Origin of the sequence: Algoriphagus sp. AGSA1 (assembly GCF_021390545.1) — a bacterium.
Lineage (GTDB): Bacteria > Bacteroidota > Bacteroidia > Cytophagales > Cyclobacteriaceae > Algoriphagus.
The window spans coordinates 35,557-48,855 of the sequence record NZ_JAJUWR010000036.1 but is presented as its reverse complement, the minus strand read 5'-3'; the positions used below and the strand labels follow the sequence as shown (position 1 = coordinate 48,855).

12 protein-coding genes and 1 tRNA gene are annotated in these 13,299 nt (G+C 42.3%); 6 read left to right on the top strand and 7 right to left on the bottom strand.

All coding sequences use genetic code 11. The features are described 5' to 3' along the window. Positions 1-152: 152 nt before the first annotated feature. The 3 genes from LZF95_RS22305 to LZF95_RS22295 form a co-directional block, all read right to left on the bottom strand. Entirely contained in the window at positions 153-719 is a 567-nt protein-coding gene (locus LZF95_RS22305; protein ID WP_233757502.1) for a DUF3575 domain-containing protein, read from the bottom strand. A gap of 117 nt (positions 720-836) precedes the next feature. After that, positions 837-1,274: a GNAT family N-acetyltransferase gene (locus LZF95_RS22300; protein WP_233757501.1), complete on the bottom strand. Its 438-nt coding sequence runs from the start codon at positions 1,272-1,274 to the stop codon at positions 837-839. Continuing rightward, on the bottom strand, positions 1,243-2,232 hold the full coding sequence (locus LZF95_RS22295; protein ID WP_233757500.1) for a PhoH family protein: 990 nt from the start codon (positions 2,230-2,232) through the stop codon (positions 1,243-1,245). Before LZF95_RS22295 ends, LZF95_RS22300 begins: the two co-directional genes overlap by 32 nt. 106 nt (positions 2,233-2,338) lie before the next feature. Here LZF95_RS22295 and LZF95_RS22290 point away from each other — a divergent pair, with 106 nt between their 5' ends. From LZF95_RS22290 to LZF95_RS22280, 3 genes are all read left to right on the top strand, one after another. Further along, on the top strand, positions 2,339-3,109 hold the full coding sequence (locus tag LZF95_RS22290) for an S-adenosyl-l-methionine hydroxide adenosyltransferase family protein (RefSeq protein WP_233757499.1): 771 nt from the start codon (positions 2,339-2,341) through the stop codon (positions 3,107-3,109). After that, a complete protein-coding gene (locus tag LZF95_RS22285) occupies positions 3,109-3,408 on the top strand; it encodes a putative quinol monooxygenase (protein WP_233757498.1) in 300 nt (99 codons plus the stop codon). The genes LZF95_RS22290 and LZF95_RS22285 overlap by 1 nt, the downstream gene beginning before the upstream one ends. Before the next feature lie 89 nt (positions 3,409-3,497). Further along, positions 3,498-3,579 (top strand) — tRNA-Leu (locus LZF95_RS22280). Between the two features lie 68 nt (positions 3,580-3,647). On the opposite strand, the gene LZF95_RS22275 is transcribed toward LZF95_RS22280, so the two are convergent. Continuing rightward, positions 3,648-4,406 carry a hypothetical protein gene (locus LZF95_RS22275; RefSeq protein WP_233757497.1) on the bottom strand — a complete coding sequence of 253 codons (759 nt, stop codon included), beginning with the start codon at positions 4,404-4,406 and terminating at the stop codon, positions 3,648-3,650. A 215-nt stretch (positions 4,407-4,621) separates the two neighbouring features. Between LZF95_RS22275 and LZF95_RS22270 the strand changes: the two genes are divergently transcribed. After that, complete coding sequence (locus LZF95_RS22270; RefSeq protein WP_233757496.1) at positions 4,622-5,812, top strand: ATP-binding protein; 1,191 nt, start codon at positions 4,622-4,624, stop codon at positions 5,810-5,812. 99 nt (positions 5,813-5,911) lie between these two features. Here the strand turns inward: LZF95_RS22270 and LZF95_RS22265 are convergent, their stop codons facing one another. Next, entirely contained in the window at positions 5,912-6,358 is a 447-nt protein-coding gene (locus LZF95_RS22265) for a hypothetical protein (protein WP_233757495.1), read from the bottom strand. Between the two features lie 171 nt (positions 6,359-6,529). Between LZF95_RS22265 and LZF95_RS22260 the strand changes: the two genes are divergently transcribed. Continuing rightward, complete coding sequence (locus LZF95_RS22260) at positions 6,530-8,989, top strand: ABC transporter permease (protein WP_233757493.1); 2,460 nt, start codon at positions 6,530-6,532, stop codon at positions 8,987-8,989. A 207-nt stretch (positions 8,990-9,196) separates the two neighbouring features. Here LZF95_RS22260 and LZF95_RS22255 read toward each other — a convergent pair whose 3' ends face one another. Continuing rightward, positions 9,197-11,719, bottom strand: coding sequence for an ABC transporter permease (locus LZF95_RS22255; RefSeq protein WP_233757506.1), 2,523 nt, complete (start codon positions 11,717-11,719; stop codon positions 9,197-9,199). Then, entirely contained in the window at positions 11,712-12,389 is a 678-nt protein-coding gene (locus LZF95_RS22250; protein WP_233757491.1) for an ABC transporter ATP-binding protein, read from the bottom strand. The genes LZF95_RS22255 and LZF95_RS22250 overlap by 8 nt, the downstream gene beginning before the upstream one ends. Positions 12,390-12,594: 205 nt before the next feature. Between LZF95_RS22250 and LZF95_RS22245 the strand changes: the two genes are divergently transcribed. After that, positions 12,595-13,287 carry an arylesterase gene (locus tag LZF95_RS22245; RefSeq protein ID WP_233757504.1) on the top strand — a complete coding sequence of 231 codons (693 nt, stop codon included), beginning with the start codon at positions 12,595-12,597 and terminating at the stop codon, positions 13,285-13,287. Positions 13,288-13,299: the final 12 nt, after the last annotated feature.

The following is a 13,299-nucleotide window of genomic DNA, read 5'->3' as shown; positions in this document are numbered from 1 at the left end:
TAGTCCTTAAAGGCTACATTTAAGTCTTGTTTTTGCACACCTCAAAATACATGTTTTGAGTTAAAACAGGAAAGGCTAGCCGAGAAATCGACTAGCCTTTTAAACTAGCTACTTTTGAGACAGCCTCCTTTACATAATAAATAGTTGATTTGTCAAAACCTGTAGCCTAGGCTAAAGCCACCATTCAGCTCCACACTACTGAACCTATCAGACACTTCAGAACTAAAATTCCTTGCAACACTTAGGTAAGGGCCAAAGGCGAAATTATTAGAAACCTCCCATTTGTACCCACCGCCTGCACCAAGAATAAAGGCATTCATATCAGTGGTACTTATACCACCATTGTCAGCAGGCTCTTCAAAATCCCCGAACCTGATTTTGGCCAATGGATAAATGTAAATCCTTCCATTTCTGCTATCTCCGAAGTAAAAGTTCATAGAAGCCTGGATAGCGTTCGTTTTGTATGTCTTGCCGTTTTTCTGATTATTGAACCCAAATCTGTCATTGATCATCACTTGCAGATCTAGGGAATGATCTGGGCTCAAATATCGCTCATATCCTAGTTCCACAGAGCCCAGCCAAATCAGGTTAAGAAAATTCGCCTTCACCTCATTGCTGAAATCACCGGATCTTTGGCTGCTAGATGAGACCACTGCTTGCGAATAACCCAATGAGGCTATACCTCCCAGCAGGATTAAAGTAAAAATTACCTTTTTCATGTTTTAAATGTTTTAATGCTCATTTGAAACCTTGTATGTGCAAAACACCCACCTGAGTGAAAGCTTCCAGATACCTGATTTCAAAATATTAAATAAGTTGGATTTAGTCACACTCAATTATTTGGCCAATTGCATCTTGTAATGCAAAATTGCACACTCTTCGAAAACCTCCCCCACCTTCTCAAAACCGAATTTTGCATATAGAGGAACTGCGGTTAGTTGCGCATGAAGGTACTTGGTTTTGCCAGCAGTTCCGGGAGTGGCATGTATGTCTTTCAAAACCGCATCAACCAGCGCTTGGCCTACTCCTTTGCCCCGTGCGCTTTTCAATACCGCAAACCTTTCTAATTTGATGCCTTTAGGGGTTACTCTCCACCGTGCAGTGCCTACTGCCTCCCCCTTAAGATAAGCTATGAAATGGCTGGACTCTTTCTCATGTTCATCATATTCGTCCAGAGGATCAACGCCCTGTTCTACTACAAAGACTTTTTCCCTGATCTTGTATGCCGCCCTAAGCTGCTCATCATGCGTTATTTTTTCTACTTGAGGACTCATCTCTTTCTTGTTCTTTTCTATAATGGTCTTTCTCGTATGCTTCTATTATTGATTTCACCAGCCTGTGCCTTACCACATCCTTGCCACTCAGGTACACCATTCCTATCCCTTTTACGTCCTTGAGTATTTTCAAGGCTTCTGATAATCCGCTCTTTTGCCTTATTGGCAGATCCACTTGGGTCTGATCTCCGGTGATGATCACTTTGGAGTTTGGCCCCATACGGGTCAAAAACATTTTGATCTGCTCATTAGTGGTATTCTGTGCTTCATCCAACAACACAAATGCATCATGAAGCGTTCGTCCGCGCATATATGCCAAGGGAGCTATTTCGATTACACGGGTTTCTTGGTAGTATTTCAGTTTTTCTGCCGGCACCATATCCTGCAGTGCATCGTAAATAGGCCTTAGATATGGATCCAGTTTTTCCTGCAGATCTCCAGGTAGAAAACCTAAATTTTCTCCGGCCTCTACCGCAGGTCTGGTGATTATAATACGCTTAACCTCCCTGTTTTTCAAAGCTCTTACTGCCAGGGCTACTGCTATGTAGGTTTTCCCCGTCCCTGCCGGCCCTAAAGCAAAGACCAGATCGTTGGTCATGGCAGATTCCACGAGTTTTCGCTGATTGGCGGATTTAGGCTTGATGACGATCCCCTTATTGCCAAATACTATTACCTGATCACGATTCGCATCCTCAAAAGGCACTCCTTCTACATCCAGATAGTCCTTCACATTCTCAGGAGTGAGATGACCAAATCTATCCATGTGTTCCAGCAGGAGGTTGAGAACATCATTAATCCTCAGGATCTCAGGGGCTCCACCCTGGATTCTGATTTCATTGCCTCTGGAAATGATTTTACTCTGGGGAAAGGCAGCGGCAATTTGCCGGATATTCTCATTGGCTTCGCCTAAAAATTCTGCCAAGGGGACATTTTCTAATGTGATTACTTTTTCGACCAAACTAATTTTATTGATTAGATTTTCATTGAAGGCAGAAGGATAAAATTTCTATTTTTGTTCCAACCCCTCCTAAACAAAAGTACATAAATTTAATTGACTTGCTTCTATGGCATTGGTTACATTCCTCTCAGATTTCGGGGACAAAGATTACTACGTACCGACGGTAAAAGCTAAAATGCTTGCCGTTAACCCTCAGCTTAACATCATCGATATTTCGCACAATATCGACACGTTTGACATTGCACACGCTGCATTTGTGTTACGTGCCACGTTCAGGGATTTCCCTAAGGGAACCGTACACTTGGTATGCCTTAATACAACGGGCAGTATTACCCATGGCTATATCGGGGTTAAATTGGAAGAACATATTTTTATCGGCCCAAATAACGGAATCCTAAGCCTCCTTGCTGACCATGATCCGGGAATTCTTGTTCAGTTTGCAGATATTCACTTGCAGGATTCTACATTTCCGGCAAAGGACATTCTAGCGCCGATCGCCGCAAAAGTTGCCAGTGGAGCAGCGATCCATGATTTTGGGGCGCCTTTGAAAAACTTCCGAAAGCTAATGTCCCGTCATCCAAAAGCAACGCGGGAGAACATTATCGGTCATGTACTCCGGGTAGATCGCTATGGAAATCTGATCACCAACATCAACAAATCCATTTTCGACAAATTAAACCCTGGCAAATTCACTATAGAATTCGGCCGGGAATCGGTTAGCAAGCTTCACAAAGGGTACGATCAGGTGGAACCTGGTGACTGCTTTGCCTTCTTCAACAGTCTTGATTTATTGGAAATCGGGATCAACCATGGGCACGGAGGAGATTTGCTCGGGTTGAAATATGACAGTGTTGTATATGTAACCTTTCATGCCTGATGCTGATACGTATAGTACGGATGACTTTCAAGCCTGAGGCTGTAGAAGATTTTTTGGAGAATTTTAATTCAAATAAGAAATTAATCAGGAATTTCCCCGGCTGTCATCTCCTGGAACTATGGCAGGATGAAAATGATAAAAATATTTTCCTGACTCATAGCCACTGGGAAAGTGAGGAAAAGCTAAATCAATACCGTGATTCTGACCTTTTTAAATCTATTTGGGCATTTACAAAAACACTCTTTTCTGAAAAGCCTATAGCATTCAGTTCAAAAAAGATAGAAGAAGTAGAAAAATGAGTTTGTAGAAAAAAAATTCTTTCCTCATATTTGCATCCCGTTACGCAAGTGATGGGGCCAAGTCAGGTGGAAGGCCAGACTTACCAAAAGCCCAGATGGCGGAATTGGTAGACGCGTTGGTCTCAAACACCAATGCCGCAAGGCGTGCCGGTTCGACTCCGGCTCTGGGTACACAAAACCCCTTCAGAAGCAATTTTGAAGGGGTTTTTGCATTTTTTGGCAAACTATTGGCAAACATTTCAGAAAATCATCTTTTTGTGATCTGGAGAAATCAAATAATCATCGGGTAAACTTTGACAAAATCCAGATTTGAAAAGTTTGATAGCAGATTTATTTTGATCAATGAATGTTGCAGAATAAACAAGAATGGCTTTCTCAGCTCTAGTCATAAAACTTTCAAGGATATTTACCCTATCCTGAAAATCATTCTGTTCTGCAATCTCAAATAACAAGTAGATCACTCTTAAAAAATTATCGTACTGGTCGTTCTTTCCATTAAAGCCTTTGGAATAAAAGTGTCTCTTTAGACTCTTGGTTAAAGCTACAGGGTTATTTACATCTTCACCAATGGAAACCAATCCTTTTTGTACAGCTCCTTTGACATTGCCCCACCAATCATCAAATGCCTGATCTCCAATAGAGCCTGTAGAGTATTGTATTTTTGATCTTATATCAATCCAGATAGTCAGATATTCTGAAAACTGCTTTGATGCATTCTCACTTTGTTTTATAAAATCTTCCTTATCAAGCCTTTCTCTCTGCTCATCCAATTGTCTTTGCTGACCTAGAAAAGTTAGATACACATAAATAAAGCCTACCAAAGCAGCCAAAGGCCCTGCTAGTCCTCCAACAAAAGTTGCATAATCGATTGAAGCAAAACAGAATCTCTCTGGAAGAAATAGTGGGACTAAAAAAATGGAAACAATTATGCCTAGAAGCAACCAAGCAATTCCTTTTAGAAAGCTGTTATTGCCCTGTTTTTTCTTCTTTTCTGCCATTAACTAAAAGTAACAAAACCAATTGATTTAGCATAGCCCTTTAAATGGTAACCTTTATCTCATTATGGACAGAAATATATACTCGAAAACTTGAAAAAGCACTAAAAATAATCTTCATACTTTATTTAAAAAACCATGTAATTTGAAAGTTTAACTTTCAAATTACATGGTTTTTATTATTTTTTTATGTAATTTGAAATTACAATGAAGAAAAGATGATCACAAGAACATTGGAAAGCAAGCTTATCGAAAGTCTAAGAAATATGCCGGTTGTAGTTATTCTAGGCCCAAGACAAGTAGGTAAAACCACACTAGCCCTAGATCTGGCTAAGACTACTCTAGGCAAGCCCATCCATTATTTGGATTTGGAACTAACTTCTGATTTGGCCAAGCTCGATGATGCAGAAGGCTATTTAAGACGCTTTGAAAATCAGCTCTTGGTTATCGATGAGGTACAAAGAAAACCAGAACTCTTCCCTGTGATCCGAGCTCTGGTAGATTTGCGAAGGAGAAATGGAGAGCGTGCTGGTCATTTTCTTCTGTTAGGCTCTGCCTCAAGAGACCTTTTGCAACAATCCTCTGAATCTCTTGCAGGAAGAATTCGGTACTTGGAGCTGAATCCATTTTCCGTCAATGAACTTACTCTGAATGATCCTCTAGGATTTAACGTAGAGAAACTATGGTTTCGTGGTGGCTTTCCGGACAGCTATCTAGCAGAATCAGAAATTCAGAGTCAGAACTGGCGCCGAGACTTTATTTCCACGTATGTGGAAAAAGACATCCCGCTCTTTGGCCCGCAAGTTCCGGCCACAAGAATGAAACGCTTCTGGTCCATGCTTGCTCATTATCACGGACAGCAGGCAGTGTTGACGGAGATTGCCAAAAGTCTGGAAGTAAGCCATACCACTGCCCGAAATTACCTGGATATCCTTCAGGATTTCTTCATGGTGAGACAGGTACACCCTTGGTCTGGCAACACCAAAAAGCGGCTGGTAAAAACTCCAAAAGTATATATTCGAGACACAGGCTTATTGCATAGCTTATTAAATATCTCTTCTTTTGATCAGCTATTGGGGCACCCGGCAGTTGGAGCAAGCTGGGAAGGATTCGTTATGGAGAACATTCTGAACCAATTACCTGCTGACTGGACGGCAAGTTATTATCGCTCAAGTAATCAAGCAGAGATAGACTTGGTTTTAGAATTTGGATCAAAAGAAGTATGGGGAATAGAAATCAAAAAATCCAGTGCCCCGACAATCAGATCAGGTTTTCACAGAGCCTGTGAAGATATAGGCGCAACCAAAAAATATGTCGTTTATTCAGGTACCGACAGATTCCCGATGAGAGGAGACATAGAGACCGTAGGACTGGTCGAGTTTCTGGGAATGATCGCTAAGGCAGAATGAGAAAAGTTGCTTGACCTCCATATTCTATAATCGAAACTTTTCCAAAGTTCTAAACTTTGGAAAAGTTATCAAGCCAACCCATTTTTTTCAAGGATTATACTATTCACTCTTCAAACAAGAGCAATATTCCCCTAACTCACAGCCTTCAGGATTGCCGGTACAAAAATCAAAGCAATAAAACCCATGTTTAAAGATCATCACTGGACGCACTAAAATATCCATAAGAAGATCATATCTCCTTTGTTGAGGGAGGTCATCCGGAAATGCCACCTCTAAATTCCAAGAATTCATCATCGCCACAAACGCCGTTGTAACTTGTTTTAATTGACTTTCAGAAAGCATTTCTTTAGGTGGGAAGCTCTCGCGCATAAGACCACAATAGCGCGAAAAGCCGGGCATTGCCTCTTGCCTAACAAATTTCTCAGATTCTTCGAGTGATTCCTCCAATTGCTCTTCTTCAGTTTTCTCCCTTGATTCTTGAAAATAATCAGATGGGCGATGCCCTTCCGCTATATCCTCTAAAAGTTGGTTGACGTAAGCTTGCATATCATCAAAATCTAGTGTTCCTTCTAACTGACTTTTGTCCGTAAACGAACATTATTGTTCGAATACCCCATTCAATTAAAGAAAAACATTTGTTTATCAACCCTTTCACCCTTCTTTTTCTGGCATGATAACAGTAATTACATTGGCACTTTCAACCAAGCTCCAAGTAAAATGTGGAAAAACTACTTACGCATAGCTTATCGGAATCTTCTCAAGCATAAAGTTTTTAGCGTGATCAACCTTCTCGGACTTGCAATTGGCATGACGGCCTGTCTTTGCATTCTACAGTATGTGAGGTTTGAATTGAGCTATGACCGCTTTCACGAAAAGTCAGACCGAATCTATCGAGTCCAACACAACCGGTATATTGACGGTGAACTCCAGTACAGAAAAGCCCAAACCTTTATCCCAACGGGCGAAGCTATGATGAATGAATATCCCGAGGTTGAGGATTACACCACCATGTTCAGAATCAGTGCGGAATCAGATATAGTCATGACTCATTTGACCGATGATGGAGAAATGCTTCGATTCGCTGAAAAGGAAGTTTACCATGTGAAGGGGAGTTTCTTTGAGGTCTTTTCCTTTCCCATCATAGAAGGAAATTCAGAAATCAAACAGTTGGAGCCAAAGACGGTCTTGGTTTCCCAATCCACTGCATCTAAATATTTTGGAAACGAGTCGGCTATTGGAAAAATCATTAGTCACAACTACGCAGAGAATTATAGGGTAGTAGGTGTTTTTGAGGATGTCCCCGAAAATGCCCATATGAAATTTGACTTCCTCTTTGCTTGGCAGGAGGTATCAAGTCAAGCAGATGGAGGCGATGATGAAAACTGGAGATGGGACGGGTTCTACACCTATCTTTTGCTAACTCCTAATGCTGATATTCCAGTATTAGAGGCGAAATTCCCTTCATTTGTAGAAAAATATAAAGCAAACAATGTAAACGCCAGCATCAGTTCGGTATTCTCTCTTCAGCCGCTGACATCCATTCATCTAAATTCCAACTTACTGGCTGAGGCAGAGCCCAACAGTGAGGCAAAAATCGTCTATACCTTATTGGCTATAGCTGTTTTTGTGATGATCATTGCCTGGATCAACTTTATCAATCTATCAATCTCCAGATCACTGGAAAGATCGAAGGAAGTTGGCGTCCGAAAAGTCATCGGATCCAGCAGATTGCAGCTTATAAAGCAGTTTCTAACTGAATCGCTTGTAATGAACCTACTGGCAATTTCCCTCTCATGCATTTTTTTGTATTTGCTTGACCCATACATTTCATCATTCATCGGCGGAGGATCAGCTCTTTCACTTTTTTCCAGTGCTGATTTTCTTATAGGAATTATACTACTTATACTCATAGGCAGTGCCTTGGCGGGTATCTACCCTGCATTTGTCACCTCTTCCTTTAAGCCTGTACTTGCTCTGAAAGGTGGCTACACAAATCATCACAAGGGATCACTTTTCAGTCTGAAACATAGTCTGATTGTATTTCAGTTTGTGGTTTCCATTGCTTTAATTGCCTCCTCCACTGTGGCTTATCGTCAACTCAGCTTAATGAAGAATAGCAGTCTAGGAATCGATATCGAAAGCACGATAGTGATTAATACCCAAGCCACTTTTGGCCCTCCAGGGTCTGATTCTCTCTTTACCAGAAGACTTGTCGCCTTTAGAGACAAGCTCAATGTTAATGAAAAGGTAAAAGGCATCACTGCTACACACGATATACCTGGAAAAGAACACTTGAGTATGATGCCCAATTTTAGACATTCCAGAAATACGGATGAGCTCGTTACGCTTTATTTCACCCGTATGGATTACGATTTTATCCCAACATTTGATGTGGATTTAGTCGCTGGAAGAAACTTTATTGAGGGAGTGGACAATCAGTATTCCATGATCCTAAACAAAGAAGCTGTTCAGGTTTTAGGTTTCGAAACCCCGGAAGACGCCGTAGGAAAGGAAGTCAACTGGGGAAATAGAACGCTATCCAAAGCTGAAATTGTAGGAGTGGTGGATTTCAGGGCAGTTTCGTATAAAGAATCCAACTATCCAGTGGCTTACACCTCTACTTTCTTCCCCTATAAATTTGTCTCTATCAAATTTGATGAAATCAGTGGAGCGAATGCAACAGAGCATGTAGCGATGATCCAGAATAGTTGGAATTCAGTTTTTCCCGACAAACCGTTCGAATTTTTCTTCCTGGATGATTTTTTCAACCGCCAGTATCAAGCTGACCAGAAATTTGGGCAGCTGCTGAGCGCCTTTACTTTTCTTGCTCTTACAGTAGCAGGTTTAGGACTTTATGGAATTACTCTACTTACCATCTCTCAGCGAATTAAGGAAGTGGGATTAAGAAAAATCATGGGTGCTTCAGTGTCTCAGATAGTCGCTTTGCTTTCGAAGGAATCCATGATTTTAGTGCTAGTGGCAGGGGTGCTCTCAGTTCCGATTATTAAGTTTACTACGGAAAAATGGCTGACAAACTATCCTTATCGGATTGAAATTACCTGGTGGATCTATCTGCTTCCAATAGCCCTGATTTTACTGATTACCTGCTTCACCATAGGCTTCCAGATTATTAAAGCCTCCATGATTAATCCCGCTAAATTGCTTAGGTATGAATAGATTATCTAAGTATATTTTAGTATATGATAATCAGCAATAATGCAGTAGCCATATTTCCTTTGTTTTAATTGCTGGAAGACCGAAGACGGATGACCGAAGTGGTCAAAAACGGAACTTTAGAAATCGCCCAGTGCAGACATCATTATTAATGAAAAAGACCCGCATTCCTGCGAGCCTTTTCAGCTTTTATATTTTTTATTTCATCCTTTAATTCCCCCTCAATATCTCCATCGGTGGTTGATTAATAATCTTCCTCCCATTCAGCCAACCCAAGACGATCGTCAATGCTGTAATGGCCACATAAAGAACCAAAGCCTCCGCCCAAGCTCCCCTAAAGGTGATATTGAAGACAAACTTGCTTAACAACCAAGTCGCCCCAAAGGACAGCAGTATTCCTGACATTGAGGCCAAACTCCCTAAGAAGAAATACTCTAAGGTATTGATCCTACTGACTATCGCAGAACTTGCGCCCAGCGTCCGGAGCAGAATACTTTCCCGCATCCGCTGATACTTGGAAATAATCAATGAACTGATCAGTACCAAGATCCCTGTGGCTATACTAAAGAATGCCATAAATTGGATCACGAAACTGATTTTCCCTAAAATCTCCTCTAACGTTGCCACTATAGTGCCTAAGTTGATCACAGATATATTCGGGAAAGTCCGTACAATATCGGCCTGCACATCTGCCGATTCCCTATCATTTTTAGTCTTGGTGATCAGTACATGGAATTTTGGTGCCTGCTCCAAAACACCGCTAGGGAATAACACTAGAAAATTGGTGGACACTTGATTGAATTTCACTTCCCGGAAACTCCCGATGTAAGTCTTGATCGGTCTTCCCTGCACATTAAACTCGATTTCATCACCGATTTTAAGCCCATTTCCCTCAGCAAATCCTTTTTCAAAGCTTACAAAGACACTGTCCCCTCTTGCTCCCACTGGGCTCAACACCCCTTTCGCTAATGTCTCAGAGGATATCAGCGTATCCCGATAGGTCACCCGAAACTCCCTGTTGTAAATCCAGCGGGAATAATCCTCCTCCTCTGGCAATTCCTCATTTGCCTGCTTGTCAATTCCGTTTATAGCTGCCAAATGCATAGTCACAATAGGCACCTCTTGCATGATAGGCAGATCTCTCTGCTCAATTTTTTCTTTCACATCCTGCAGCTGTGCCGTTTGAATATCAAACAACAACATATTCGGCTGATCCTCTTTATCGGCAAACCTGGCTTCTTCCAGCAACTGATTTTGGAGAAAAAAGAGGGTGGATATCATCGCTGTACCCAATCCTATGGTGGCAATAAGAGAAACAGTCTGATTATTGGGCCGATAAAGGTTAGCTAAGGACTGACGAAGTGGGTAGGAAAAAGAGATAGGCAAAAACTTCCGAACTGCCCAAATAATAGCCTGTGCCACTCCCCATAAAACCCCAAAGGCTAAAACCACAAACCCAGTAAATCCAAAAGCAAAGTCCACCCGATCCAGCAGGTAAAAGCTAAAGCCCCAGATAAATGCCAAAATAGCCAAGATCACCAACCAACGGAGCGGGTCCCTCAACAAAGTGGCATTTGCTATTTCCGGCCTCAGTGTAGCCATAGGAGACACATTCCTCACTTTCAGCAGGGGCAAAAGCGCAAACAGTACGGATACAAATAATCCAGTGATGACTCCAAAGCCTACTGAAAGCCAGGAAATCCCAAAGCTTACCTCCACAGGCAAAAAGTCGGCAAAAACAGAGGGCAACACGTATTGCAACAGGGTACCAAAGAAAGCCCCTAATATTGCACCAATCAACCCCATGATTTTGATCTCTGCCAGATAAATGAACAATACATCCCTGGAAGAAACACCCAAGCATCGTAATACCGCAACAGAGGCAAGCTTTTCTTTCACAAAAACATTGACCGCACTGGCCACCCCCACACACCCCAGCAGCAAGGCAATAAATGCTACCAAACTAAGGAAATTTGACATATTCGAGAATGACCTTCCTGTGGATCGTTTCTGGTCTTCTACCGTATCTGCATCTATACGGTCGATTTCCCACTGATCTTCAAAGGGTTTGATAAGCTCATCTACGTTGGTACCGGGAGCAAATTGATAATAGCGGTTATAATTCACCCGGCTTCCGTACTGCACCAAGCCTGTCTCCTCCAAGTATTCCATAGGAATATATACAGCTGGTGCTACTGTCGCTGTAATCCCCGTTTGACCTGGTACAGACTGAAGCTCTCCCGCGATGATAAACTCTAGATTCCCAACTTTAATCTCCCCCCCTACTTCTGCACCAAATTGTGCCATTAGCGTTTTTTCTACCAGGGCCTTTTTGCCTCCAGAGCGGAAATCCTTATCTCCTGATGCCGGTATGGTTTCTAATAATCCATAAAAGGGAAATGCCCCCTCTAAAGCGCGTACTTGTGTCAGACGGCTAGCCCCCGTTTGTGGAAAAGCCACCATCGAAGCAAAATTCACCTCGGAAGCCGTTTCTATCGCTATAGAGTCAATTGGCTGATCCCCTAGAGGCCGATTGTTTTCCAATACCAAATCCGCCCCAAGAAGTTCCTTCGCTTGATTATTTATGTCATTGGTCAAGTTTTCACCAAAACTACTGATTGCCACTAAAGCAGCTATACCCACAACTATGGAGCTGACAAAAAGCAATAATCTAGAGATGTTTTTCCGGAAATCCCGAAAAGCCATCTTCATGATCCATCCGATATCAGGCATCTGCATCCTCCTGTATTTTACCGCCTTTGATATGTATAATCCGCTGGGTCTTGGCCGCCAGCTCTAAATCATGGGTCACCAAAATAAGCGTAGTACCCTGCTCTCTGTTCAGGTCAAAGATCAGTTTCTCGATCATCTCACCCGTTTCGGTATCGAGGTTACCAGTCGGTTCGTCAGCAAAAAGTATTTTGGGCTCGTTGGCAAACGCTCTGGCAATAGAAACACGCTGCTGCTCCCCTCCAGAAAGCTGAGTGGGATAGTGAGTCCCACGATCACCCAGCCCTACTTTATCCAAAAGCTCCTGCGCCTTGGCACGTGCATCTTTTCTCTTTTTCAGCTCCAGTGGCACCATCACATTTTCCAGAGCGGTCAGGGTTGGCAGCAATTGAAAATTCTGAAAAATAAAGCCAACGTGTTGATTTCGAACTGCGGCGCGCTGATCCTCATTCATGGTCTGGAGATTCGCTCCGTTCAGGCTTACGTTACCGGTGCTTGCGGAGTCAAGCCCTGCGCAAAGCCCCAAGAGAGTAGTTTTCCCGCTGCCAGAAGGCCCTACTATGGAGATGATTTCTCCTGCCTGTATATCAAAATTAATGGCATCAAGAACAGTCAGTTTCCTACTGCCGCTTTGGTAAACCTTGCTCAGGTTTGATACTGATAATATATTCATGTGTTGAGTTGGGAGACGATAAAGGGTTTGAAAAGGCTTAACGTGAAACCCTTACTATGGTTGATTTGAAGATAGCAATACCCTGAGAAAGCAGCAAATACTATAGAAAAAGGAGTAAAAAATTAACGAAATGAAAAATTCGCCGAACCTTTTGTCAAAATTTCCATTTGCCTATATAGTTTTACCCCACATCTAAATGAACAACATGAACCTGACATTCAAAGGGATTTTCAGCCACTCTTTCCTGCTTCTGCTAGCTATTCTGGTCATTTCCTGTTCGGAGCAAAAAACGGAAACCACCAAAGAACAGCATACGACCGAAGAAGCCGTAGATGTAAAATCCGACCAGAAAATCATTTTATTTTTTGGCAATAGCTTGACCGCAGCCTACGGCATCGACCCGGAAGATGGATTTGCAGGGCTGACGCAGCAACGCATTGACAGTTTGGGGTTGGACTATAAAGTAATCAACGGAGGGCTTTCCGGAGAGACTACCGCAGGAGGATTAAGTAGGCTCGACTGGTTTCTGGAGGAAAAACCAGAGGTATTCATCCTGGAACTTGGCGGAAATGATGGACTACGGGGAATCGAGCTAAGTGAAACAAAAAACAACTTAATCAAGATCATCGACAAGGTCAGGTCAAAATTCCCTGACACCAAGATTATTTTGGCCGGGATGCAGATACCACCAAATATGGGGCAAGCCTATGCGGCCGAGTTTACCGCTATGTATCCTGCTGTGGCGGAAGAAAAAGAGGTGACACTTATACCCTTTCTGCTGGAAAACGTAGGCGGAATTCCTGGACTTAATTTACCAGATGGTATCCACCCCACGGAAGAAGGGCATCAGATAGTATTTGAGACGATTTGGCCCTTTATAAAGAATGAGATTGAGTAGCGGATAATAGCC

Excerpts from the sequence above, each read along its gene's own strand:
- LZF95_RS22275 (WP_233757497.1), bottom strand. The coding sequence starts at position 4,406 with ATGGCAGAAAAGAAGAAAAAACAGGGCAATAACAGCTTTCTAAAAGGA.
- LZF95_RS22260 (WP_233757493.1), top strand. The coding sequence starts at position 6,530 with ATGTGGAAAAACTACTTACGCATAGCTTATCGGAATCTTCTCAAGCAT.
- LZF95_RS22245 (WP_233757504.1), top strand. The coding sequence starts at position 12,595 with ATGAACCTGACATTCAAAGGGATTTTCAGCCACTCTTTCCTGCTTCTG.
- LZF95_RS22265 (WP_233757495.1), bottom strand. The coding sequence starts at position 6,358 with ATGCAAGCTTACGTCAACCAACTTTTAGAGGATATAGCGGAAGGGCAT.
- LZF95_RS22255 (WP_233757506.1), bottom strand. The coding sequence starts at position 11,719 with ATGCCTGATATCGGATGGATCATGAAGATGGCTTTTCGGGATTTCCGG.
- LZF95_RS22305 (WP_233757502.1), bottom strand. The coding sequence starts at position 719 with ATGAAAAAGGTAATTTTTACTTTAATCCTGCTGGGAGGTATAGCCTCA.
- LZF95_RS22300 (WP_233757501.1), bottom strand. The coding sequence starts at position 1,274 with ATGAGTCCTCAAGTAGAAAAAATAACGCATGATGAGCAGCTTAGGGCG.
- LZF95_RS22285 (WP_233757498.1), top strand. The coding sequence starts at position 3,109 with ATGCTGATACGTATAGTACGGATGACTTTCAAGCCTGAGGCTGTAGAA.
- LZF95_RS22270 (WP_233757496.1), top strand. The coding sequence starts at position 4,622 with ATGATCACAAGAACATTGGAAAGCAAGCTTATCGAAAGTCTAAGAAAT.
- LZF95_RS22250 (WP_233757491.1), bottom strand. The coding sequence starts at position 12,389 with ATGAATATATTATCAGTATCAAACCTGAGCAAGGTTTACCAAAGCGGC.
- LZF95_RS22290 (WP_233757499.1), top strand. The coding sequence starts at position 2,339 with ATGGCATTGGTTACATTCCTCTCAGATTTCGGGGACAAAGATTACTAC.